Source organism: Bacillus sp. 3255 (assembly GCF_031456485.1).
In the GTDB taxonomy this organism is placed as follows: Bacteria; Bacillota; Bacilli; order Paenibacillales; family NBRC-103111; genus Paenibacillus_E.
In genome coordinates this window covers 109,253-134,243 of the sequence record NZ_JAVDUS010000017.1, presented here as the reverse complement: position 1 = coordinate 134,243, position 24,991 = coordinate 109,253, and the positions used below count along the sequence as shown (strand labels likewise).

The window sequence follows — 24,991 nt, the reverse complement described above, 5'->3', positions numbered from 1 at the left end:
TGAATCCTGCATGCTGCATGAACCGATATCTTTCTCTGGGAATGAATCGCTGACGATTCAGAATATGATTAGAGCACTGCCCAATTCCTTTACTTACGAGTTTTGGGTGAAGCCGGCCGGGGCGGGAATTCACCTGGGCGCAGAGGCATCGTATGGCATATACGGAAACACAGGACAGGCTTACATTATCGGACCGGCCTGCGGCGAGCATAGCGACGAGGCCGGTATTGGCATTTCCATCGGGGTGAATGGCATTTCGGTCTACGAACATACCATTGACCATTTGCCTGCTGTCCTTGTTTATCCTGTTTCCATCAACCAATGGGCGCATGTGGCCTTAGTCTATCAAGACAAGGTGCCTTCTCTGTATGTGAACGGACGATTGGCCAAAAAAGGTCAGCCAAGCATCAAGAGCATGATCTACCCGTCACTTGTTTTGGGAGGTCTTTCCCCATATGGTTGTTTTCAAGGCGAGATGAAGGAGCTAAGAGTTTGGAATCACGCGAGAACGCACGGGCAAATTAGCAGCAGTATGCATTCCTCGCTATCCGGGAATGAAATTGGATTGTATTGGTATTCGAATCACAAGACCAATCTGCTCGTACATCAGGGGTTGAAAAGAACCATGGAGGTCAGCCTCGTGCTGCCTTCCTATAACCGTTATCCCTACAATTTGCTTACTTTATTTTCACTGCAAAAGCAGACCTTTGACCTCTCTAAGGTAGAAGTTATTATGGTGGACAATGCATCTGATGACTCCACACCGTCTATCGTACAGAAGAATGAATTCCCTTTTGTATTTAAATATATAAAATGTGAAAAAAATGTGGGCAGACCCCGGTCCAGAAATATGGGCATCCGGGCGGCGAACGGGAAAGTCATTATTTTCTTAGACGCCGAAGTGCTTGTCGGTCCGGACTTTATTGAGCAGCATGTGCAGGCTCATCAAGCGCGCGACCGGTACATCGCAATAGGGACTATACATTTGCGAGGAGTGTACTCACTGATTCATCCTGGGTTTAGCAGCGGGCAATTCGAGCATATCAAGGCTATCATGAGTAAGTGCAAGCAGGAATACTCGAAGAGATGGCGCAAATATGCAACCAGCCCCCAGATCACTCCGCTTTTGAATAAAGAAGATTTAGAAAATGTACAATTGCTGAATTCGTTATCTTTTCTGAAGCCGCATGAGGAATATTACGAGAAGGAAGTTCTCCAGCATTATGGAGACCAATTGTCCGGGTTCATGTTTCCCTGGATTTTCTTCTACACCGGGAACATTTCCTTGCGGAGAAGCTTTCTTGGGCAGGCAGGTTTTTTTGAGGAGTGGGACGGCTACGGCTGGGATGACGTGGAAATGGGCTATCGCTTGTTTAAAATGGGGGCGCAGTTTGTCAATCTGGGCAAAATGGTTACGTACCACCAGGAGCATCCGATTTCCGCCTCGATTGGAGAAGAAGCGAATCTTAATTTTTACAAATTCCAAATGAAGCATAGCGTCATTGATGTGCAAATCTTTGCGCTTAATTTAGTTCCCCATGCGAAAACATTATACCAGCTAAACCAAATTCTCACGCAGTACAAAGCACTTTGTTATGAAAATGCGCGGGAGTTCGGACTTTTTAAACAAACGTTCGTAACTCTTCTGGAAAGAGCCAGCTATCGGCTGGCCCATAAAATGGAAGTGACGAAGCTGCTCCTTCCCGATGAGCCGTCCTATTCGAAGATTCAAGAGGAGAAATATAGAATCAGTCAAATGGGAAAATATCCGATGGTCATTGACGCTTTTGAAACGCTGTGCAGGCTATAAGCTTATCTTTTGCCTAGTTATCCCCAACGAACAATCAAGCCTGCATGCGTTAAGCCGCCGCCAAAGCCGTATAACAGAAGCGTATCTCCAGCTTTAACTTTGCCCTCTCTGATGCCAAGGTCCAGCGCCAACGGCATCGAAGCGGCAGAAGTATTCCCGTAGTACTCCAGGCTGTACAGCGCCTTGTCAAAAGGAATGCCGCTCTTTTCACAGATGGAATCAATCATCCGCAAGTTAGCGCTATGGGGGATGAACCAATCCAAATCATCAAGCTGCATGTTGCTTTTCGCAAGCAGTTTTTCTACCCCTAGCGGAACTGTGGATACGGCAAATTTGTACACCTCGCGTCCGTTCTGGACAAGCTTGCCGTTGCCTGTGAGCGGGATGTCCTGCCATCTCGCGGCCAATCCCGAACGGTACACATGCTTGCCGCCGGAGCCGTCCGAGCCGACGTGGTGCGCAAGGAAGGCAGGATGTTCGTCTTCGCGTTCCACGACGACAGCCCCGGCGCCGTCGCCGAAGAGGATACAGGTCGAGCGGTCGGTGTAGTCCGTGATTTTGGACATGGAATCGCCGCCGACAACGAGAACTTTGCGGTGCAAGCCGGCCGCGACAAGTCCGCTTGCCGTGTGCACGGCATAGGCAAATCCCGCACACGTAGCGTTCAGGTCGTAGGCGCCGGCAGCGGGGAGCTCGAAGTGCGCCTGGACTTGGCAGGCGACCGGCGTCGACGGCAGCTCCGGCGTATGCGTTGTGACGATAACCAGATCCACGCCGTCCAGCGATTGCGGGTATCGGTCCAGCATGTTTTGAACGGCTGCTATACATAGATGGCTTGTGAATTCCTCGGCCGCGGCGATCCGGCGCTCGCGAATGCCGGTGCGTTGGACGATCCATTCGTCGTTGGTGTCAACCATTTTCTGCAAATCAGCGTTCGTAAGTATATGGGAGGGCACGTAGCTGCCGATAGCGGTGATGCGGGCGTGCAAGGGAGTCGATGCGGGCATGGAAATCTCTCCTTATTGTTATCAGGTATTAGTACTTGGTACTAATTCTAAGGGAGATTGCTGCCGGTGTCAATGGGCAGCTGGAGAAGAGAATAACAATTGCTCATTCGCAGATTGTCCGAATTCGCCATACCTAAACAAATGGAGGCGTCTCCGCGATGAACGCGAAGACGCCTGAAAGCAGCGGCTATTGTGACGCTGAATGACCTTGGCGGGGAAGCTCCGCCGCCAGCCGTTTGAGCTTGCGCTTATCCCGCCACTGGGCGAGCGGCAAGTAGAAGGAAGGGACGATCACTAACGTAAGCAGCGTTGAGATGATCAATCCTGAGATAATGACGACAGCCATTGGCCGCCACAAGCTGCCTCCGATAATGGCCATGGGTAGGAGGCCGCTGATTGCCGTAGCGGACGTCATCAGGATGGGACGAAGCCGCGCGCGGCCGGATTCGGCGATGGCGTCGTACAGGGCCATGCCGCTGTGCCGGGCCTCTTCTATAAATTCAACGAGCACGATGCCGTTGCGCACGACAATCCCCGCCAGACTGACGAATCCCATGAGCGCCATGAACCCGATCGGTGCGCCCGTCACGAACAGCCCGATCAAAGCGCCCCCCATGGCCAAATAGACGGTCAACATCACCAGGAACGGTATGGATAACGAATAAAATTGAATCGCGATAATGATATAGATCAGACATACCACAATAATGGACAGCTTGCCGATGGAGGCGAAGGCATCGTTGCGGTCGGCGTTCTCGCCGGCGAATTCGATGGTGTAGCCATTGGGCTTGTGCAGTTGGTTAATCTGCTGCTCCAAATCCTTCACAATGTCAGCCGCCAATCTCCCGTCCGTATAAGATCTAACTGTGATCGTCCGCACCAGATTGTGGTGCTGCACGGATGTAATCATGCGGCTGGGCTGCAAATCGATAAACTGCTCGATCGGGTATAACGCCCCTGATTGTGCGGGAACGAGCAGATCGCCGATCGTTTGGGCGGACGGGGTCCCGTTCGTCTCGCTGAACAATGTGACGGGAATATTCTCGTTGCCCAGCTGCAGCTTGGAGACTTCGATCCCATCGGTAGCAAGCCTCGCCGTTGCCGACAAGTCCTTCTCGGTAATGCCGTAATGGCGGGCTTTCTCCTGGTCGAGCCGAAGATTCATCGTGTACGTATCCTCGCCGATGCTGTCGGAGACGTTGTCGGTGCCGGGGATGCCTTTCAGCATCGACTGCACTTGCTTCGAGAGCGATGTCAACTCGCCTAGATCCGAGCCGCTGATTCGCAAGGCGATCGGCGCCCCGACCGGAGGTCCCTGCTCCAGCTCCCTGGGCAGCAGCTCAATATCCGGATAGAGGCTGCGCAGCTGCTCGCGCCAGCTGGCTACGAGCTTGCCGGTGTGGGTCCGTGATTCGTCGACTTTCACATACAATTGGCCCATTCTTGTCCCGCTGGCATCGTTCTCCGCATAGTAGAACTTAGGCGTGGTTCTTCCTGCGTAGGCCGAGACGGATAAGACCCCGTCTTGTTTGGCCGCCCATACCGACAAACTTGCCATCATATCGGCGGTTTGTTTGTAGTCGGCGCTGACCGGCATTTTCACATCGACAAGAAATTCGCTGCGCTCCGCGCTTGGGAAGTACTGCACGCCAAGCAAAGGCAGCAAGCCGTAGCTGGCCGTCCCGATGACAAGGCCGATCGTGCCGGTTAACAAAGGCTTGCGCAGCAGGCGGCGGATCCATTTCTCATACTGCTCGCTCAGGTGCCATATGGGCTTGCCCAGAAGTCCCGGCATCTTGTTCTTGGCGGAAATTCCTTTGCGAAGGCTGCGTTCGCCGTTCCATTTGCGGAAAATCGGAACGATGGTTAGCGACATGGCCATCGACGCGGCTAATGTCAGGCTCACGACGACGGGAATCGGACGGATGAAGTCGCCGATATTGCCTTTCAGGAAAAATAGCGGAAAGAAAGCGGCCGCTGTGGCGATCGTTGCGGTAAGAATCGAAATCGCGACTTCCTGGCTTCCTTTCAACGACGCATCTAATGGGGAATCGCCGAGGGATAGCCGGCGTTCGATGTTATCGTTCACGACGATGGCGTCGTCGACAAGGATGCCGAGCACGATGACGAGCGCGACGATAGAAATCTGATTGAGATCGATAGACGTCATGCCGATCGGCAGGAACCCGAGCGCGATGGAGACGGGGATCGCCATAGCAACGATAATGGACGTTCCGAAGGCGAGCCCGAGGATGCAGACGAGCAGTACGGCAGCCATCCCGATGAGCATCTCCCGCGACAGCTCGTTAAACAGCTTGCTCACGCTTTCCTTTTGCGTGAACAACGATACCATCGTCACGTGCGCGGGGAGCTGTGCCTGCAATTCGGCGACCTTGGCGTCAATTCTCGACTGCAAGGAAGGAATATGTTGGCCCTTGGCCGGATAGATGACAACATCGATAGCGGGTTTGCCGTTGTAAAGAACTTGCTCCTTCGTTTTCTCCGGACCGATGCCGACCTGTGCGACATCTTGAATCTTAAGCGAATTGCCCTGCGCCGCGGAACGGTAGACGACCGTCTCCCCGATATCCTGAGCGGATTGCCATTCGCCCGTCAATTGCACGTAGGTGTCTTGTTTATTGGCACTCACATTCCCGATAGGCGTACGGTCGTGGGCGCTCGTCAGCGCCTGCATGACCAGCGTCCATGGAAGCTGGAGGCTTTCGAGCTTCTCCTTGTCCAGAATCACCTTGGCTTCCAGATCGGAGAGCCCGACGATTTGAACATCGCTGACCCCGGCTATCGCGCGTATCTGGTCTTTCCATATGAGGGAAATAGGGCGCAGCGACTCCAACTCCGATGAGCTCGGCACAGTCAGATGAATGATTTGAGCCGCGGTCTTGGCCAGGTCGTCGAAGATTTCGGGCTGGTGCGCTTCCGCAGGCAGCTTGCTCTGTGCCTCTTGCACTTTCTGTCTAAGCGTATCCCAGGCTCGTTTGTTGTCAACGCCAGGCTCCATCTCGACCGTTATGAAAGATACGTTGGTGGAGGATGTGGAATCGATCGACTTGATCGCGTCCATCTCCCGGATCTTTTCTTCCAGCGGTTTGGTGACGAGCTGTTCAACCTTTTCCGGCGAAGCGCCGGGATACACCGTCGATACCGTGGCGATGGAAACGGTGATTTCCGGATTCTCACGCTGGCTTAACTTAAAAAAACTGATGGTGCCCATCAGCACGAATACGGCAAAGAATAACAGCGTGATTTTTTGATATTTGATCAGTTTGGCAATCAAGCGGACTCCTCCTTCTGTTCTGCCGTTCCGGTTGGAGCCGAAACCTATTCGCCGGGGGTTACTTTCTCCATATGCTTAAGCTGGTATTGGCCGGACACGATCAGCGTATCGCCTGCCTGAAGCCCTTGGGAGATTTCCGTCATGGCATCCTTGCTGCGGCCCGGCTTAACCGTCCTCTTCTCCGCATGGTCCCCATTCAAAATGAATACATAGGGCTCGCCGTCCTCGCGAAGAATGCTGTCCGACGGCACGGCAATGACTTGCTGGCCTCCGTTGTCAGCTAGTAGAAGCTGTACGCGCATACCGGCTTTGAGCCGGCCCTCTTCGTTCGCAGCCTCGAGCTCCAGCGTATAAGTCTTCGTCTGAATGTTGGCGGCGGAGGCCAAATAAGTCACTTTGCCTTGATAGGTATCGGCGGAACCGGGAATCTGATACGAAAGGTCCGTTTGGCCTTGCACGAGCGGCAAATCCGCTTCCGTTATTTCGGCGCGGATTTTCATCGGTGTCTGCCGCTGGACAACGCCGATCTTCTGACCGCGGGGCAGCGTCATCCCTTCCTCGATGGGCATCTCGGTCAAGAGGCCGTCTGCCGGTGCCTTGACGTCATAATAAGACAGGTTAACTTCCATATCCTGCAGATCGATCTCGTTAGCCCGCATTTGGTATTCAATGGCCGCTAGGGGATTGGTGCTTCGGAGCGTCTGCAGTTTCTGTTCCAAGGTTTGAAGATTACGCTGCAGCTGGTTCACCCCTGTTTCCAATTGTTCCTTCTGTTCTTCGGTTGCCTGGCCGATATCATAGTCGTTCAGAACCCGGTTATATTGCTTCGTTGCATCTTCCAAGGCTTGCTTGGTTGAGGCAACATTATTCGTTAATTCAAGCGTGCTGTCGGTAAAATCTTTCTTGGCCTTAGCCATTTGTTCTTCCAAGCTGGCTCTGGCATACAGCAGCTTCTGCTGCTGGCGCAGCACATCCTTCTTATCCAGCTCGATAATGACATCGCCTTTATGAACCTGTTCTCCGCGTTTCTTCAGCACGCTCTGTACATCGCCGTCGACTTTCAGGATGACGTTCAACTCCAGCGAGGGAATCGCGTCAGCCGTCAGTGTTTTGGCGCCGGTCCAGACTTGTGAGGCGACCTTGGCGGTTTTGACCGGCTTGCCCGTTATGCCGGCAGCCTGGTCCGGTGCTGAGGCCGGGGATGAGGGCGCTCCGTGGGAACAGCCTGCAAGTGTAAGGGCCGTCAGAATCAGCACAACGCCGGCTTTATGCGCAGCGAAGCCCCGGGCTGTACGTGCGAGCTTCTTCGGCCAAGGATTCGATTGTGTAGACATGGTTCTCCCGCTCTCCATGGTAATGCCTCCCTATCTATCGATGAACTGTTTCCAAATTTAGTTATAACAAAAATTGTGACTGACGGTCAATAATATTTTGACTAAAAGTCATTTGTCTTGATTCTGAAATAAAGCCAAGTCGATAAGGTTCATCAGGTAATCGGTTTCAATTGGCTTTTTAGAGGAATATATATTTTAAACTGGCGGTCATTAATTTGTTGATCGGCGGGTATGGTTGGCCTACAATGATGGGCGGATTTGATAATGGGGCGGGCGGCTTTCCAACCACATGGTGAGCGCTTGTTCCCTTAATCGTTGCAGACCGCACGATTCGCATGTGCAGATTTGTCTCCATCAATAAAAAATGGATAAAAACCAAAAATTAGGTCACGCTAAACCTGTCGTCCGTTCCGGGCGAATGATACTGATGACGATGGGGAGTGAACGTAAACGTATGTTTCATGGCAGGAATAAGCATGTCTGGATCGTACTAATCTGTGTCGCCTTGTTCTGCTCGACCTCCACGACCGCTTTTGCCTACGGGAAAGGGGCGAAGGGCCCGGACGTTTATGCGGTGCAGGGGATGCTCAAATCGCTGGGCTACTATAGTGGTCCTATTACTGGCTACTACGGCAACCAAACCGCTGCTGGTGTCAAAGCGTTCCAAAGCCGGTATGGACTTCCGGTAACGGGGAATATTGATGACCAAACGCTGCAGTCCATTCTTTGGGCATATGGTAATTTGAAAATACCGAAGAAACCGGCGCCTCCACCGGCACCGTCGGCACCGCCGTCCACACCGCCGCCTGCACCGCCGCCATCCGAGCCGGAGCAGACACCTCAACCTGCACCGGAGGTTCCGCCGACATCTGGCCTCACGGTAGAGGAGCAGCAGATGCTGGATCTGGTGAATAAAGAACGTGCAGCCGTAGGGCTGGCTCCGCTGGCGGCCGATGCCGCGCTGACCAAGACAGCAAGGCTTAAGAGCCAGGACATGGTCGATAATAAATATTTCTCGCATGATTCGCCGACGTATGGCTCCCCTTTCGATATGATGGAGAAGTTCGGCATCACCTATAACGCTGCGGGAGAAAATATCGCTTGCAACCAATCGGTGCAGGCCGCGCATGAGGCGTTAATGAATTCGCCCGGCCACAAAGCGAATATTTTGAGCAAAGATTACACGCACATTGGGATCGGTATTGTGAACGGCGGCCCTTGCGGCAAAATGTTCACGCAGCAGTTCATCGGGAAATAGCTTCAAAGCCTCTGCCTGTTGATAGGGCGGAGGCTTTTTTGTGTTATTCGGATGCGGGGGAGGCTAACGGACATGGCAGCCCTTATATGGGCAAAATGGGCGGCTCCGAACATGCAACGGACACCAGCGCCGTTATTTGCGCATCTGAGCCTGATTTCGCACTGAAATCAGGCAAATAGGCGCAGTGGTGTCCGTTAGCGGGGGAAGCTGCCGATTGTCGCTCAAATAGCGGCCGCTGTGTCCGTTAGGATAGCCGCGGAGTTACTCGCGGGTACCTGGAGCAGGGGAGACTGGTCGGGAAGCGGCTAGCCCAGTCGGATTCGCCCCCGCGCGCGGAGGCTAACGGACATGGCAGCCCTTATATGGGCAAAATGGGCAGCTCCGAACATGCAACGGACACCAGCGCCGTTATTTGCGCATCTGAGCCTGATTTCGCCCCGAAATCGGGCAAATAAGCGCAGTGGTGTCCGTTAGCGGTGGAAGCCGCCGATTGTCGCTCAAATAGCGGCTGCTGTGTCCGTTAGAGCAGCCGGGCTTACCCAGTCGGATTCGCCCCCGTGCGCGGAGGCTAACGGACATGGCAGCCCTTATATGGGCAAAATGGGCAACTCCGAACATGCAACGGACACCAGCGCCGTTATTTGCGCATCTGTGCCTGATTTCGCCCCGAAATCGGGCAAATAAGCGCAGTGGTGTCCGTTAGCGGGGGAAGCCGCCGATTGTCGCTCAAATAGCGGCCGCTGTGTCCGTTAGAGCAGTCGGGGAGTTACTCGCGGGTTCCTGGGGCAGGGGAGGCTGGCCGGGAAGCGGCTTGCCCAGCCGGATTCGCCCCCGCGCGCGGCGGGCTAACGGACATGGCAGCCCTTATATGGGCAAAATGGGCGGCCCCGAACATGCAACGGACACCAGTGCCGTTATTTGCGCATCTGAACCTGATTTCACCCCGAAATCAGGCAAATAAGCGCAGTGGTGTCCGTTAGCGGTGGAAGCCGCCGATTATCGGGCAAATAACGGCTGCTGTGTCCGTTAGAGCAGCCGCGGAGTTACTCGCGGGTACTGGGGTAGGGAGGCTTCGGGAAGCGGCTTGACCAGCCGGGATGCCTTTTAGGCCGACGCGGCCGGCAGTTGGCGAAGCCGCCAAGCTTGCCGTGTATGCGCAAGTGGGAGGCACAGCCATTTGACAATGATAATCATTATCACTTAGAATAGCGATAATGATCATCTCATTTTAACCATGTCAGGATGTGAACCCTATGGTCAAGACACTTGCTTCAGGAGCGCATACCCTCCATTATCTGCGAACGGATGAGCTTCACATCGAGAGTGAAACGACACTTGAATTGGACAGCCAAGCGACTTGCGCGTTCGGGTATGCAATAGATGAAGTCATTCGAGTTACCCTGGAAAATGGGACTCACCGCCGCACCAATAAGATATTGACCGGTGAGCTGTTCTTCGTACCGCCGGACTGCCGCTGCATGATCAAGAACAGCGGCCACCACCGCGCCCGTGTAATCTGGATCCGATTCCAGAAGCTAACTTGCACGCAGCTTGGAGCTTCGGCGGGAGAGCAGGTCTCCGGCGATGATTTTTTGCATCAGGATGAACTGCAGCTGCACAGCTTCCGGATGCCGCACTTTTTCCATTGGGTGCCGGACTTCCTGAGCGATTGCGGCCAGCCGGATACGTCGCTGTATTACCAACTGCAGTCGCACCTCTACAAGATGGCGGCGGCCTTAACGGCTTGTCTGCATCACCCGAAGCAAGTGGAGGGCGATCTGGTCGAGTATGTCGAGCAGGCGAAGCAATATTTAATGGAGCATTACAACCAAGCGATCGATGTGGAGGAGATGGCCCGTCTGTCGGGAGCGAGCCGTAAGTTCTATCAGGCGTTCCGGGGGATCACCGGCCTTAGCCCGCATAAATTCGTGACGACGATTCGCCTGAACCGGTCATTAGGGCTGCTGGGCAGCTCGCCGTCCTCGATTGCCGAGGTTGCGCACGCTGTCGGGTATCCCGACGAGCTGTATTTCAGCCGGCTTTTCAAAAAGCATATGGGGCTGTCCCCTTCGGATTTTATGAAAAAGGCGCAAATTCGTGTTGCGAATCTCAGTGCGATTTTTCATGGGAACCTGTCCATTCTAGGCATTACGCCCAAGATCAGTTTGCACAAGGATTGGCATTTGGAGCCGGATCTCCATCCCTATATCGAACAAATTCGGGATTGCCGGCCGGACTTGATTCTGTGCGGTCCGCTTTCCGATGAGCTGCTCGAAACACTGTCCCACATCGCTCCGGTCACCGTTATTCAGTGGCGCGATTACAGCTGGAAGGAGACGCTGCTGATGATCGGCCGCTTGCTGGGTCTGTCCAGCGTGGCCGAGAGATGGCTGGCCTATTTCGATATGAAGGTGGAGAATGCCCGCGAACATATTCGGGAGCGGCTTGGCGGCAAACCGTTTCTTCTGGTCACCGCGCAAGAGAAGCACTACCGGGTGTATGGATTGACGAGGAAGAAGATGAAGGACTTATTTTATGATGAGCTGCGAATTACTCCGCCCAAGCCTGTCGAGCAGGTATCGTTCCTGGATACATACTCCCTCCATGAAGTAGCTTCAATGGACTGTGACAATGTCATTTTCTTCGTCTCCAACATGTACCCGAGCGAGTACTGCCTTAGCTTGGATTCGACGTGGCGCCGCCTGAAGAAGGCTTATAGTGACAGGCAGCAGCAAATTATATTCATACGCCATCAGGGACTGCTGATGTATAACGCTACGATGCATGACACCTTGATCGATGAGACGGTATACCATTTGTTGTCCAAATCATGACTGAGAGAAAAAATCCATATCGAAAACAGGAAATTCCATTCACGCGACCCTTCAATCGTGCCAAAATAGGTATCGTTGATAACGATTATCATTCTAAGTGCAGTCGTGAAGGCTGGACAGGGGGATACATGGAACTTACACAACTAATCAAAGAACGGCGATCCGTTCACCAATTTGCAGATAGACCGGTATCCGTGGAGCTTGTGACCGAGCTTCTGGATGCAGCCGTTTGGGTGCCGAACCACCGGCTGACGCAGCCGTGGCGCTTCGTAGTTATTCATGGGGAGGGACGCCGCAAGCTGGCGGAGACCGTTCGGAAGTTCAGACAGGAGAGAGAGTCCGACCCGGAGAAAGCAAGGGAAATCGGGGAGAAGATGTGGAACAAGTTCATGTCCGTGCCCATGTTCATCGCCGTCGTTCTGAAGGTGAACGAGGACCCGGCGATTGCCGAAGAGGATTATGCCTCGGCTTCCTGTCTCATTCATAATTTCAGCTTGTTAGCCTGGGAGCAGGGCATCGGTATGGTGTGGGAGACGTACCCGCTGCTGAAGCTGGAGGCGTTCCGGGAAGCTTTCGGCGTACAGGCGGACGAGCGCATCATCGCCAGCTTGCACACCGGCTATCCCGGCAAGATACCTCCGGTACAAGCGCGCATCCCAGCCAGAGACCGATTGACTGTCATGGAATAGGCTGCCTAAGGTCATGAAAATCAGATACTTAGTTCTCGCACTTCTTCTATTATCTACTGTTTCCCTATTTATCGGGGTTAAAGGAATCACGCCGTTGGATTTGTTCCATTTAACGGAGGATCAAGCCCATATCCTGCTGGTGAGCCGCATCCCGCGCCTCATCTCCATCCTTATCGCCGGGATCAGCATGAGCGTCATCGGACTGCTTATGCAGCAGCTTAGCCGCAATAAATTCGTATCGCCGACAACGGCGGGGACGATGGACTGTGCGAGGCTGGGGATCCTGGTGTCGATGATCCTGTTTGCGGATGCGACGCCGCTGCAGAAAATCGCCGTCGCCTTCGTCTTTACGCTCGCCGGCACTTATGTCTTCATGAAAATCTTGGACCGCATCCGCTTCAAAGATACGATCTTCATTCCGCTGGTCGGCTTAATGTACGGAAGCATCATTACTTCGATTTCCACTTTTTTCGCCTACAAGTTCGATCTGATTCAAAATATTTCGTCCTGGCTGCAGGGCAACTTCGCGACCGTCATGAAGGGACGATACGAGCTGCTTTACATCAGCATCCCGATGTTAATTATCGCCTATGTGTATGCGAACCGGTTTACGATTGCGGGGATGGGGGAGGATTTCGCTACGAATCTGGGGCTGAATTACCGGCAGGTCGTCAATATCGGATTGACGATCGTTGCGGTGGTCGCTTCGGTGAATATTTTGAGCGTCGGCATCATCCCGTTCCTGGGGTTGGTCGTTCCGAACATCGTATCCATCTATCAAGGGGACAATTTGAAGAAGATCGCGCCGCATACAGCGCTCCTTGGTGCTGTGTTCGTTCTGTTTTGCGACATTCTGGGACGTGTGATCATCTATCCTTACGAGATTCCGATCGGCTTAACCGTAGGCATCATCGGGAGCGGGCTATTCTTATTTCTGCTGTTGAGGAGACAAGCTTATGACGATTAGATGGAAGCTCAGTCTGCTCGCGCTCGCTGCCTTGACGGTCATTGCCGCCTTCCTTACGCTGCATGCGGGTGCCAACTGGGATTATGTGCTTCCCAGACGAAGCATTAAAGTCGTCAGCCTCATGCTGACGGGCGCAGCGATTGCTTACTCCACCATTTTATTTCAGACGATAACGAACAACCGGATTCTGACTCCGAGCATTATCGGTCTGGACGCTTTGTACATGCTCATTCAGACGACGGTCATTTTCTTGCTGGGATCGAAGAGCGTGCTGTCCGCCAATGGGAATGTCAATTTCGCCATCAGCGTCGGATTGATGTCGCTGTTTGCTCTGCTCCTGTTCAAGTTCCTGTTCCGGAGCGAGAAGAGACATCTGTACTTCCTGCTGCTATTCGGCATTATTCTCGGGACCTTCTTCGGCAGCTTCACGACGTTCATGGAGGTGCTGATCGATCCGAATGAATTCGCCATCCTGCAGAGCCGGTCTTTCGCCAGCTTCAACACGGTTAACAGCAAGCTGCTGGTGATTTCGGTTCTGCTAAGTGCCACAGCCACCTTATACAGCCTGAGATTCGTGAAATATCTGGATGTCCTGTCGCTCGGCAGGGATCAGGCTGTTAACCTTGGAGTGCCCTTTGAATATGTGGTGAAAAGGCTGCTGATCATCATTGCGATGCTCGTTTCTATCGCCACGGCACTGGTCGGTCCGGTCACCTTCCTGGGCTTGCTCGTGGCGAATCTCTCTTACCAGTTCATGAAGACATACCGGCACAGGTATTTGATTCCCGGCGCTATCCTGCTCTCCATCTTCTTGTTAGTAGGCGGACAGTTGATTGTGGAACGCATCTTCAGCTTCTCCACACCGCTTGCCGTTATCATCAATTTCATCGGGGGCGTGTACTTCTTATACCTGCTGCTAAGGGAGAATAAATCATGATTGAAATTAGCAATGTGTCCAAATCCTATGGTACCAACACCGTTCTTGAGCAGGTTTCCCTGCGTATCGCCAAAGGCAAGGTTACTTCGTTGATCGGGCCTAACGGCGCAGGGAAGAGCACTCTCATCTCGATCCTATCCCGGCTCATTGCGAAGGATAGCGGCGAAGTGTTCATTGACGGCGAAGAAATCGGCAAAGTCAAGAGCCAGGAGCTGGCTAAGCGAATCGCCATTCTGAAGCAATCCAATCAGATCAATGTCCGGTTGACCGTGCGCGATTTGGTGAGCTTCGGGCGATTCCCTTACTCTCAAGGCAAGCTAACGAAAGCGGACTGGCAGTTCGTGGATGAGGCGATCCGGTACATGGAGCTTGAGGACATGCAGCACAAATATCTCGATCAGCTGAGCGGAGGGCAGAACCAACGGGCGTTCATCGCTATGGTCATTGCCCAAAATACGGACTACATCCTGCTCGACGAACCGCTGAACAATTTGGACATGAAGCATTCCGTGCAGATTATGAAGGTACTGCGCAGACTTGCGGATGAGCTTGGCAAGACGGTCATCATCGTGATTCATGATATCAATTTTGCCTCGTGCTATTCGGACCGGATCGTTGCCTTTAAGCAAGGCAGATTGGTGAAGGAAGGAACGACGGATGAATTGATCGATTCCGCCGTCCTTCATGCTGTGTATGACATGGACATTCCGATTCAAGAAATGAACGGCAATAAAATTTGTTTATATTTTAAATGAAATGAAAGAGGTGCTCAACGATGAGAAAAATACTTGTATTACTTACGGCGGCGATGATCGCCCTATTTGCAGCGGCATGCGGGGCCGGCAGCGGAGCCGGTACGGAAACGGCCAAGACCGCGGCAGCGACCCCGCAACCGGCGGCGACAGCAGCGGCAACAGCAGCAACAGCAGCAACAGCATCAGCTTCACCTGCGGTACCTGCGGAAATTACCGTGAAGCACAAGCTGGGGGAAACGAAAGTGAAAACGAACCCGAAGAAAGTGTTCGTCTTCGATTACGGCGTTCTGGATTCACTAGACCGTCTTGGTGTAGAAGTAGTCGGCCTTCCGCAAACGAATATTCCATCGTATTTGGATAAATTCAAAGATGCCAAATATGTGAACGCGGGCACGCTGTTTGAGCCGGACTTTGAGAAAATCAATGCGAGCAAGGCGGATCTGATTATCATCTCCGGTCGTTCCGAGAAAGCCTACGCTGAACTTAGTAAAATTGCCCCGACCATCTACATGGGCGTAGATACGACCAAATATATGGAGTCGTTCAAAGAGAATGCCTTAACATTAGGCAAAATCTTTGGCAAAGAAGCGCAAGCGGCAGCCGAAGTCGCCAAGATCGAAGAGGCTTCGAAACAATTGCAAGCGAAAGCATCCGCATCCGGGAAAAACGCACTGATCGTCCTTGTACAGGATACATCGCTGAGCGCTTTCGGCGCCGGTTCAAGATTCGGTATCATTCATGACGTATTTGGCTTTAAACCGGCAGACAGCAGCATTCAAGTCACTACGCATGGCCAGAACATCTCCAACGAGTTCATTCTGGAGAAAAATCCCGATTACTTGTTCGTGGTCGATCGGGGGAAGGTTGTAGACGGTAAATCGTCAGGCAAACAAACGATTGAGAACGAGATTGTCAAGAAGACGAACGCCTTCAAGAACGGCAACATCGTTTATCTGGATCCGAACTTCTGGTACCTTTCCGGCGGCGGCTTGATTTCCGTTGAAGGCATGGTCAAGCAAGTTGCTGAAGCTGTAAAATAGGATAAGAAAAAGGCTGCGCGAACATCCGTTTGGATGTCCGGCAGCCTTTTTGGGCTCTTATACGATCCGGGTGGCGCGCAGCCATTGTGCGAATTCCGCTGCCGCAATCGGCCGCGAGATGAGGAAGCCCTGGATGCTGTCGCAGTTGATTTCGGCCAGGAAGTTGTACTGCTCCTGCGTTTCCACGCCTTCCGCAAGTACGCTCAGGTTCAGGCTGCGCGACAGGGAGATGATACTTTTGGCGATTTGTCCCCCCTGCGGCGATTTGTCGCCGATGAACGACTTGTCAATTTTGATTTGATGAATCGGCAGTTTGTTGAGCAGAGACAGAGACGAGTACCCGGTACCGAAGTCGTCCAGCGCAATGGATATGCCTAGCGCGCTTAGCTGCTGCAGCACGGCGATGGCTTTCTCTTCGTTCTGCACCGCGACGCTTTCTGTAATTTCCAGGCACAGACGGCTCGGATCCAGTCCGGTTTCCTCCAAGACGGATTGAACTTGGTCTCCGAAACAATGTTGATGAAATTGCAGCGCGGAGATGTTGACCGCCACCTTCAGGGGAGGGAGACCTTCGTCCTGCCAACGTTTGCTCTGCAGGCAAGCGTTCCTCAGCACCCAGTCGCCTAGCGGAACGATCAATCCGCATTCTTCGGCGAACGGGATGAAGTGCTGCGGAGGAATCATCCCTTTGTCAGGTGAATGCCATCTGACGAGCGCTTCCACGCCGCAGACTTGCCCGCTTGCCAGATCGATCTGCGGCTGGTAATAGAGAACGAGCTCGTCCAGCTCGATCGCTTTACGCAGATTGCGCTCCATCGTGAGCCGCTCATCGGCTTTATGGCTCATGGAGGCTTGATGCGCCTCCAATTGGTTGCGGCCTTGCTCTTTGGCCTTATACATCGAGATATCCGCGCTTTTAATGAGGGAATGCACATCCTCGCCGTCATCCGGATAGAAGGAGATGCCGATGCTGGCCGTAATGCTCAGCTCCAGCCCTTCTTCTTGGAAGGAGGCTTTCTGGAAACGGCCGATCAGATGGCTGGCGATGCTCACTCCGGCTTCCTTGCATGGAAGATTCGGGAGCAGAATGAGAAACTCATCTCCGCCGATTCGAGCGACAGTGCTTCCTTCATGGAAGGGTTCATTCAGCAGGCCTGCCACATATTGAAGCAGCCGGTCTCCGACCTGATGACCCAGGGAGTCATTGACAATTTTGAACCGGTCCAAGTCAATCAGCATAACGGCGAGCAGCTGCCCGGTACTTTGGGCTTGCAGCAGCTCCTCGTTGACCCGTTCGTGGAACAAGTTCCGGTTCGGCAGTCCTGTCAGCGCATCGTGATAAGCTAGAAAGGAGATTTTCTGTTCGGCTTCCTTTTGCTCAGAGATGTCCCGAAGAATGAGGAACTGCAGCGTTTCGTCATCGACATCCAAGTACTGCGTATCCACCACGAAGGTGAGAGACTTGTTGCCCAGATAAGATGTTTTGGTAATCTCGTGGTTGCTCAAAGGCTGTTTTGCTTCAAACAGCCTGCGATGCGTTTCCAGCAAATGCGCATGCATGTCTTTGGGATACGTATCCAAGAAAGAGTAGGAGCGCTTCCCGTGGTTCTTCTCTACCGGAGGCAGCATGCTCCTGCCGGCGGCATTGATTTCCACGATGTTGGCATCCTGGTCGAGTAGCGCTACGCCGAATGGAGCCAGTTCGAAGAGCAGCTCGTATTTCCGCGAATCATTGGGCAGCATGTCATACTTTTTGATGATCCTGCGCACGGCATAAATATAGAAAATGACGGCGTGGATGGAGATTTCCGGCAAGGCCAGATACGCATCCGAGACATTGCCGACAATATACAGGCTGAACGCCCACAACAGCGTAATGAAGCTGCACACCATGAGAATCAAGTATTTGTGATTCCCGCTGCCGTTATGCCGGCGGATGATATGGACCAGCAGCAGAATCTCTGTAAGACAATAGAAGAAAACAAAAGCGATCAAGCCGGGAAATAACGGCCCAACGGCGGGCTTCACCCACTCATTGTTCACGACGTAGCCGTCGATAACGAGCGGCGTGAACATGGTCAGCGGCGCGAACAGGCAGAAGGGCAAGCAGTAGACGATCAGCCGCACGGCTTTCGGTATCCTCTGGGCAAACTTGGTCAAATGGAAATAGAACATCATCCCGATGCCGGTGGATGCCAGGATGAGAGGGAGAAAGACGAACTGATAAAAAAGCGGGGCATAGGCCAGCGGGAACAAGTTCAGCATACATTGCACGATGCACATGACGGCGAAGCAAGCAACGAACAACGCCGCGGAGCGGTTGATAATGCTTTTGGGATTGCGAAGACCGATCTCAACGGACGAATAGAAGAAATAGAAGGCCGGAAGAAGATAAATAACGGATGTAAGGACTAGATGACGGGTCGACATGATGCGATTCACTTCCTGACGAAAATCTGATAGTCGACCACTTCGCTGCCAGATGAAGGTGTTCCTTCCTAAAAGATGACAGTCACCAGGCGGACACAGAAAAGCCCCCAAGCAGTCGATGCTGCCTGAAGGGCTGTATGAAACAATCAAGTGGCGGATACGGTCTTAATGGCTTCCGTCCATTCCGTATAGGTCTGAAGAGCTGTTCCTTGTTCGATCGCGTGCCTTGCCATGTAAATGCCTTGCTCGATGGAGCCGGCTTTTTGGGAAATCCACAAACGAACCGCGCTGTTGAGCAGCACCATATTCAAGTAAGGCAGCTCGGCTTCCCCGCGCAATACGGCTAGTGCAGTGTCGCCTTGAAGCTTGGCCGTCCATTCCACTTCAGGCACTTCGACCATCAATTCATAAATCTCCGGATCGACTATGAACAGTTCGCTGTTACCGTCTTGTATGACGAAGGTCCGCGTGCGTTTCTCGACGGACAAATCTTCCGAGCCTTCCATGCCCTGCACGACGATGCCGCGCGTAACGCCAAGATCGATCAGCAGGTTCGTCACTTTCTCGAACACCGTGCCGTGGAACACGCCGACCGCCATGTATGGTGCTTCGGTGAAGCGCAGCAGCTTCTCGGCGGTGTTGAACACCGTCCGCAGGCCGAGCTCTTTGCGCAGCTCGCGCAATTCGCCTAGCGGCGGGCACCAGCTTTCCGTCGGGGCGAACAGGAAACCGGTTCGGGCTGCAGCGGAAATGAGCGCTTCCCGCGATGTTGTCAGTACGGGGACGCCGAGCGCGTCCAGCACGTCCGTCAGCGTGATGCCCCATTTGGGCGGCATGCTGGGCGTGCCGTGCAGCGTAGCGGGCAGCCCGCAGGCGGCAAGCACGAACGCAGTAGGCAAGGTTGCGATGAACGTGCGGCCGCGACCATCATAGGGTCCGGCGCAATCCATACTGCCGGGGATCGGGTACGTGGCCGAGCGTTTGCTAAGAGCGTGGATGAACGCTTTAATTTCATCGGGCGACTCCATTTTGATCCGCTCGGCAACGAGGAAAGCCCCCATCTGAGCTTGTGTCGCGCCGCCTGTCAGCATGAGTTCTGCAGCTTGGGAAGCCTCTTCGTACGTAAGATCTCTGGCTCCGCGTTTCCCGCGGCCCACTTCTTTGAGTAAAGATATCATCGTTTCCGGCCTCCTTGATTCTGATCTTGTAGTATTTGGTACACCTTGACGATGGAGGTAGCGACATCTACCATACGCTTACGTTCATTCATAGCTTGTTTACGCAAAAAGTCGTACGCTTCCGCTTCGGAAATGCCTTTAATCTCGCATAAGATCCGCTTGGCCTGATCGACCCATTTGCGCTCCTCCAGCTTGGAGAGGAGTTGTTCTCGTTCTTGCTGCCACTCTGTACGTTGGAAATAATGGTTCACGCCAAGAAGCAATGCGCAATGAATTTCGAGAGAGCTCATGGTGGAACCGATTAAACCGTCTATACCTGCATCCATTCTGCATTCATTAGAAGGAAATGTGTGAGCATCGCACCACCAGAAGAGAGGAAGGCTGCGCTGCGCCAGGATACGCGTACGCCAGGCTTCCACTTGATTCGGGCCTACACTTAATAATACAGCATCGACCTTCGGAATGATAAAGGAAACTTCCTTTATTGTGGATGCTGTATAGACGCGAAAGCCCAAATCTTTCAGCACTTCGTCAGGTGAGGATACACGGACACGGTCAGGATCGTTCTGCTGGATTGTAGACGCCGAGGAGGTAGCTGAGCGAGTTCGTTTCAACTCGTCGATCAGTATAAATGATTGCAACATTTGATTACCTCCATCGTTGTAAACATTATGAATCATGGCAACTTCATGTTAGGTTTATTCGTTGATTTGAATGATTGCACGGCATAACTATAGCATATGTATTCCTTTTTTGTCGATATAATAGAACAAATCTCACACAATAAAAATTTTGTGTTATGTTTATTGACATATCCCGAGAAGTCATACTATAATCAAGTTAGAAATCGGCACAATGATGTGCCACTTCCTCAGGCAATGGCGCCTATCCCCTTACAAATACGTAACCGGATAGGCGATTTATGTTTATTTCACGAAATATAATCTAACATGCCGTTCACGAAGATGTGGCGGCAGTGGCAAAGAGGCCGACGAACGTTCCGCGCTATGGCGGGGTCATGTTCGTCGGCCTTTTCTGTCCATCGGCAGTTCTTCTGGAAGATTAGGGTAGGAAAAAAAGAAGGCGCAAAGCCTCACAAAAGGAGAGAAGCACATGGTTGATCGGAAGAGTTTCTTGCAAGTGGGTCACAAAGGGTCTTTGTTCAGTTCATTCTTGTATTTTGACATGAGCTTCATGGTCTGGGTGCTTCTCGGTCCGCTGGCGGTTATTCTCGCTAACGATTTCCAATTGGATGCGGCGGAGAAAGCCAATCTCGTTGCGCTGCCTACTCTGGGGGGAGCGGTGCTCCGGCTGGTGCTCGGCGTCTTGACCGACAAAATCGGGCCGAAGCTTACCGGGCAGATCGGCTTGTCGCTGACGCTGGTCCCGCTGTTCTGGGGATGGCAGTTCGCTGACTCCATGGGCGATATGTATTTCGTCGCGCTGATGCTCGGCATCGCCGGAGCCAGCTTCGCGGCTGCACTGCCGCTGGCCAGCTCCTGGTATCCGCCGCAATATCAAGGTCTGGCGATGGGGATCGCCGGGGCGGGAAATAGCGGTACGATCTTCGCGACGCTGTTCGCTAACCGGATCGCACAGCATTACGGCGACTGGCACGTTGTTTTCGGTATCGCTATGATTCCGATTGTCATAACGCTCGTTATCTTCAGCCTCTTGGCCAAAGACAGTCCGAATAAACCGGCACCCAAAACGCTCGCTGAGTACGGTAAGGTGCTGAAGCAAAGAGATTCCTGGTTGTTCTGCATTTTATACAGCGTAACGTTCGGCGGTTTCGTCGGCATGTCCACATACTTGACCATTTTCTTCAACACGCAATATGGACTTTCCCCGGTTCGCGCGGCGGATTTCACAACGCTATGCGTGATCGGCGGCAGCTTCTTCCGTCCGGTCGGCGGCTGGCTGGCCGATAAGCTCGGCGGTATCCGCATGCTGATGGTCCTTTATGGTGTCGTCGCCATCATGATGGCAGGCATCTCGACATTGCCGGCGCTGCCCATCACCACTGTATTGCTCTTCATCGCCATGATGTCTTTCGGGATGGGGAACGGTTCGGTCTTCCAGCTCGTGCCTCAGCGCTTCAAGACGGAAATCGGCGTTATGACGGGGATTGTCGGTGCCGCAGGAGGTATAGGCGGCTACTTCCTGCCTAAGATTCTAGGAAATGTGAAATTAGCGACAGGTTCGTTCACACCGGGTTTCCTTATTCTCAGCGCTATCGCCGTATTCTGCATCATTATGATTGCGGTTGTTCAAGGGCAATGGAAACGCAGCTGGATTGGCGAAGGCGGCAAAGTTAAAGTCGCTCCTTCAAGCATTGACAGCGTGCATGCTTAAAGATTAGGATGCGCTGCCGGTCTTGGAACGTGTTCATCCTCAAGACCGGCAGCACCATGTAAAAGTTTTTGCTCATGCAGCCTGGCCGACCACACAGGCTGTATGGGCAAAGACGTTTACGACTTACCGTCTTTGGTAGTTCTATTTAGAACTACTCAAGCTCCATATCCCAAATCTGCCATTTGGGAGTCATCGCGAGAGCGCTGCTCCCAAGTGGACCTTTTTTAATGGATATGGCTGACCAAACATTGGGATATAGAGAGACATAATAGAGAGGAAGATGAGTCATGGCTCAAAAGGAAAAGTTAGTTTTAGTCGGTAATGGAATGGCGGGTGTTAATGCGGTTGAACATTTGCTCAAACTTGCACCCGATAAGTACGAGGTGACGATTTTCGGGAGCGAGCCTCATCCGAACTATAACCGGATCTTGTTATCCTACGTGCTGGCGGGGGATTCCAAAGTTGAGGATATCGTTATACATCCATACGAGTGGTATGCAGCCAATCATATTACCTTATATACAAATCAAACGGTAACGGAAATTAACACAACGGCCCAAACGGTAACAAGCGATAAAGGCGTAACGGTTGCCTACGATAAATTGATTTTGGCGACAGGGTCCAACCCTTTCATGATCCCGCTGCCCGGTGCGGACAAAGAAGGCGTGATGGCCTACCGGACGATTCGTGATTGTGAAATCATGATTGAATCCGCCAAGAAATTCAAGAAAGCGATCGTCATCGGCGGCGGCCTGTTGGGTCTGGAAGCGGCCAGAGGCTTCCTCAACTTGGGGATGAAGGTGGATGTCGTGCATATCGTCGACACCATCATGGAGCGGCAATTGGACCGTACCGCTTCCAAGATGCTGCAAGCGGCGCTGGAAGAGCAAGGCATCAACTTCCTGCTGGAGAAGCAATCCGCCGAAATCGTCGGCGACAAGCGGGTGACCGGCTTGAAGTTCAAAGACGGTACGGTGGCCGAAGCGGATTTGATCGTGATGGCCGTAGGAATTCGTCCGAATGTGGCGCTGGCGAAGGAATCCGGCATTGAGTGTAATCCGGGCATCATCGTGAACGATTATATGGAGACGAACGTTCCAAACGTGTACGCCGTCGGGGAATGTGCGATGCACCGCGGTGTAGCCTACGGGCTTGTAGCGCCGCTTTACGAGCAGGGCGCCGTGCTGGCGAAGCATTTGGCCGGCGTGGAGACGGGGCCGTACGAAGGTTCCGTTCTGTATACGAAGCTGAAAGTATCGGGGGTTGACGTATTCTCCGGAGGTCAATTCGTAGACGGGGAAGGCACGAAAGCGATTCGTATTCATGACGAGTTCACGGGCGTGTACAAGAAGGTCGTCATTAAGGATAACAAAATTATCGGCGCGGTGCTTTTCGGCGATACGGCAGACGGCACGCGGCTTATGCAAATGATTAGAGAAGAAACGGATGTCAGCGGTATGGCCAAGACATCGATTCTGACGGATTCGGCCTCAGGCGGCGGCGCCGCTTCCGGCGTAGCGGAGATGAAGGACGATGCGATCATTTGCGGATGTAACGGCGTTACCAAAGGAACGATCTGCTCCGCAATCAAAGAGCAGGGCTTAACCACTGTCGAAGAGGTGAAAAACTGCACGACGGCATCCCGTTCTTGCGGCGGCTGTAAACCGCTCGTCAGCGATTTGTTAGCTTTCACGTTAGGCTCCGCTTACGACAAAAATGCGGCCAAAGAATCGATCTGCTCCTGTACGGACCATACACGGGATGAAGTCGTCGAGGCGATCCGCACGAAAGGCTTGTCGCACGTGCGTGAAGTGATGAGCGTCCTCGGCTGGAAGAACGAAGAAGGCTGTTCCAAGTGCCGCCCGGCGCTCAACTACTACTTGGGCATGGTCAGTCCGGAAACGTACAAAGACGACAGCACATCGCGTTTCGTGAACGAGCGGATGCACGCGAATATTCAGAAGGACGGCACCTATTCCGTCGTTCCGCGAATCTATGGCGGCGTCACGAATCCGACCGAATTGAAGCGGATCGCCGAAGTGGCTGAGAAATTCAATGTTCCGACAGTGAAGTTCACAGGCGGACAGCGCCTTGACCTCCTCGGTGTGAAGAAGGAAGACCTCACCGCGATGTGGGAAGCGCTCGACATGCCGTCTGGCTATGCATACGGCAAAGCGCTGCGTACCGTCAAAACGTGCGTCGGCGAAACGTTCTGCCGGTTCGGCACGGGCGATTCCATGGCGGTGGGCATTGAGCTGGAGAAGCGATTCGAGCGCTTGAACACGCCGGCCAAGGTGAAGCTGGCCGTGTCGGGTTGCCCGCGGAATTGTGCGGAATCGGGCATCAAGGATCTCGGGGTCGTCTCCGTGGACGGCGGCTGGGAGCTGTATGCCGGTGGTAACGGCGGCGTGAAGGTGCGTGTCGGCGACCTCCTGACGACTGTGAAAACCGAGCAAGAAATTATTGAGTATACCGAAGCGTACCTGCAATACTACCGCGAAACCGGCAAATACGGCGAGCGCACGAGCGAGTGGGTACACCGCCTGGGTATTGAACATATTCGCGATGTCGTAAACAACGAAGAAGAACGCAAGGCATTATGCGAAAGAATGGATCTGGCGCTTTCCGTAACGAAGGATCCTTGGAAGCAGGCTATCGAAAGCAAAAAAATTCAACGTGACCTATACGAAGTCGTAGAGCTTTCCTAATAAATCACTCAGGAGGAGAAGACCATGAAAACACAAGAAGAGCAAATGATCTGGGTTGAGGCCGTATCTTACGAGGATTTAGCGGTGAATACAGGCAAAACGATCCGGTATCAAGGGGAAGAGGTAGCTCTCTTCAAAATGAAAAGCGGTAAAATTCAAGCGATTCAAAACCGCTGCCCGCATAAGGAAGGGGTGCTTGCGGAAGGGATCGTCTGCGACGATCATGTGTTCTGCCCGATGCATGACCGCAAAATCCATCTTCCATCGGGTCTTGTCCAGGCACCGGACACGGGCTGCGTGCAAACGTATTCGACCAAAATTCATGAGGGCTATATTTATATCGGATTTCCTGCGGAGAAAGAATTGGCCAGTTAATTAAATAGATAAGATGGGG

At 52.9% G+C, this 24,991-nt stretch carries 21 protein-coding genes; 14 read left to right on the top strand and 7 right to left on the bottom strand.

All coding sequences use genetic code 11. The features are described from left to right. Positions 1-10 precede the first annotated feature (10 nt). Positions 11-1,810, top strand: coding sequence for a glycosyltransferase (locus tag J2X61_RS24340; protein WP_310191431.1), 1,800 nt, complete (start codon positions 11-13; stop codon positions 1,808-1,810). Positions 1,811-1,827: 17 nt separating this feature from the next. Here the strand turns inward: J2X61_RS24340 and J2X61_RS24335 are convergent, their stop codons facing one another. The 3 genes from J2X61_RS24335 to J2X61_RS24325 form a co-directional block, all read right to left on the bottom strand. Continuing rightward, positions 1,828-2,817 carry a ketoacyl-ACP synthase III gene (locus tag J2X61_RS24335; RefSeq protein WP_274470795.1) on the bottom strand — a complete coding sequence of 330 codons (990 nt, stop codon included), beginning with the start codon at positions 2,815-2,817 and terminating at the stop codon, positions 1,828-1,830. Between the two features lie 187 nt (positions 2,818-3,004). Further along, positions 3,005-6,112, bottom strand: a complete 3,108-nt coding sequence (locus J2X61_RS24330) for an efflux RND transporter permease subunit (RefSeq protein ID WP_310191428.1) — start codon at positions 6,110-6,112, stop codon at positions 3,005-3,007. A gap of 44 nt (positions 6,113-6,156) precedes the next feature. Beyond that, positions 6,157-7,446, bottom strand: coding sequence for an efflux RND transporter periplasmic adaptor subunit (locus J2X61_RS24325; RefSeq protein ID WP_274470792.1), 1,290 nt, complete (start codon positions 7,444-7,446; stop codon positions 6,157-6,159). Positions 7,447-7,900: 454 nt separating this feature from the next. Here J2X61_RS24325 and J2X61_RS24320 point away from each other — a divergent pair, with 454 nt between their 5' ends. The 4 genes from J2X61_RS24320 to J2X61_RS24305 all read left to right on the top strand — a co-directional run bounded on the left by J2X61_RS24320 (position 7,901) and on the right by J2X61_RS24305 (position 9,665). Continuing rightward, a complete protein-coding gene (locus J2X61_RS24320; RefSeq protein WP_274470790.1) occupies positions 7,901-8,704 on the top strand; it encodes a peptidoglycan-binding protein in 804 nt (267 codons plus the stop codon). 38 nt (positions 8,705-8,742) lie between these two features. After that, complete coding sequence (locus J2X61_RS24315) at positions 8,743-8,883, top strand: hypothetical protein (RefSeq protein WP_274470789.1); 141 nt, start codon at positions 8,743-8,745, stop codon at positions 8,881-8,883. A gap of 334 nt (positions 8,884-9,217) precedes the next feature. Next, entirely contained in the window at positions 9,218-9,388 is a 171-nt protein-coding gene (locus J2X61_RS24310; protein ID WP_310191423.1) for a hypothetical protein, read from the top strand. A gap of 58 nt (positions 9,389-9,446) precedes the next feature. Then, positions 9,447-9,665 (top strand): hypothetical protein, encoded by a 219-nt coding sequence (locus J2X61_RS24305; protein WP_310191421.1) that lies wholly within the window; start codon positions 9,447-9,449, stop codon positions 9,663-9,665. 15 nt (positions 9,666-9,680) lie between these two features. On the opposite strand, the gene J2X61_RS24300 is transcribed toward J2X61_RS24305, so the two are convergent. After that, positions 9,681-9,926 (bottom strand): hypothetical protein, encoded by a 246-nt coding sequence (locus tag J2X61_RS24300; protein ID WP_310191418.1) that lies wholly within the window; start codon positions 9,924-9,926, stop codon positions 9,681-9,683. A gap of 31 nt (positions 9,927-9,957) precedes the next feature. Between J2X61_RS24300 and J2X61_RS24295 the strand changes: the two genes are divergently transcribed. From J2X61_RS24295 to J2X61_RS24270, 6 genes are all read left to right on the top strand, one after another. After that, entirely contained in the window at positions 9,958-11,538 is a 1,581-nt protein-coding gene (locus J2X61_RS24295; protein ID WP_310191413.1) for a helix-turn-helix domain-containing protein, read from the top strand. Between the two features lie 128 nt (positions 11,539-11,666). Next, positions 11,667-12,227: a nitroreductase family protein gene (locus tag J2X61_RS24290; protein ID WP_310191410.1), complete on the top strand. Its 561-nt coding sequence runs from the start codon at positions 11,667-11,669 to the stop codon at positions 12,225-12,227. 13 nt (positions 12,228-12,240) lie between these two features. After that, positions 12,241-13,194: an ABC transporter permease gene (locus J2X61_RS24285; RefSeq protein ID WP_274470785.1), complete on the top strand. Its 954-nt coding sequence runs from the start codon at positions 12,241-12,243 to the stop codon at positions 13,192-13,194. Next, on the top strand, positions 13,184-14,131 hold the full coding sequence (locus J2X61_RS24280; RefSeq protein WP_310191407.1) for an iron chelate uptake ABC transporter family permease subunit: 948 nt from the start codon (positions 13,184-13,186) through the stop codon (positions 14,129-14,131). Before J2X61_RS24285 ends, J2X61_RS24280 begins: the two co-directional genes overlap by 11 nt. Continuing rightward, entirely contained in the window at positions 14,128-14,886 is a 759-nt protein-coding gene (locus J2X61_RS24275; RefSeq protein WP_310191405.1) for an iron ABC transporter ATP-binding protein, read from the top strand. Before J2X61_RS24280 ends, J2X61_RS24275 begins: the two co-directional genes overlap by 4 nt. A gap of 20 nt (positions 14,887-14,906) precedes the next feature. Next, the gene (locus J2X61_RS24270; protein ID WP_310191403.1) at positions 14,907-15,926 is read left to right on the top strand and encodes a siderophore ABC transporter substrate-binding protein; all 1,020 of its coding nucleotides are present in this window, start codon (positions 14,907-14,909) and stop codon (positions 15,924-15,926) included. A 57-nt stretch (positions 15,927-15,983) separates the two neighbouring features. On the opposite strand, the gene J2X61_RS24265 is transcribed toward J2X61_RS24270, so the two are convergent. From J2X61_RS24265 to J2X61_RS24255, 3 genes are all read right to left on the bottom strand, one after another. Next, on the bottom strand, positions 15,984-18,356 hold the full coding sequence (locus tag J2X61_RS24265) for an EAL domain-containing protein (RefSeq protein ID WP_310191401.1): 2,373 nt from the start codon (positions 18,354-18,356) through the stop codon (positions 15,984-15,986). A gap of 146 nt (positions 18,357-18,502) precedes the next feature. Then, the gene (locus J2X61_RS24260) at positions 18,503-19,534 is read right to left on the bottom strand and encodes an anthranilate phosphoribosyltransferase (RefSeq protein WP_274470778.1); all 1,032 of its coding nucleotides are present in this window, start codon (positions 19,532-19,534) and stop codon (positions 18,503-18,505) included. Continuing rightward, positions 19,531-20,178, bottom strand: coding sequence for an ANTAR domain-containing response regulator (locus J2X61_RS24255; protein ID WP_310191398.1), 648 nt, complete (start codon positions 20,176-20,178; stop codon positions 19,531-19,533). The genes J2X61_RS24260 and J2X61_RS24255 overlap by 4 nt, the downstream gene beginning before the upstream one ends. A gap of 469 nt (positions 20,179-20,647) precedes the next feature. Between J2X61_RS24255 and J2X61_RS24250 the strand changes: the two genes are divergently transcribed. The 3 genes from J2X61_RS24250 (at position 20,648) to nirD (ending at position 24,972) form a co-directional block, all read left to right on the top strand. Next, entirely contained in the window at positions 20,648-21,889 is a 1,242-nt protein-coding gene (locus J2X61_RS24250; protein ID WP_274470776.1) for a nitrate/nitrite transporter, read from the top strand. 287 nt (positions 21,890-22,176) lie between these two features. Continuing rightward, on the top strand, positions 22,177-24,597 hold the full coding sequence (gene nirB / locus J2X61_RS24245) for a nitrite reductase large subunit NirB (RefSeq protein WP_274470775.1): 2,421 nt from the start codon (positions 22,177-22,179) through the stop codon (positions 24,595-24,597). A gap of 24 nt (positions 24,598-24,621) precedes the next feature. Beyond that, complete coding sequence (gene nirD / locus J2X61_RS24240) at positions 24,622-24,972, top strand: nitrite reductase small subunit NirD (RefSeq protein WP_274470773.1); 351 nt, start codon at positions 24,622-24,624, stop codon at positions 24,970-24,972. Positions 24,973-24,991 lie beyond the last annotated feature (19 nt).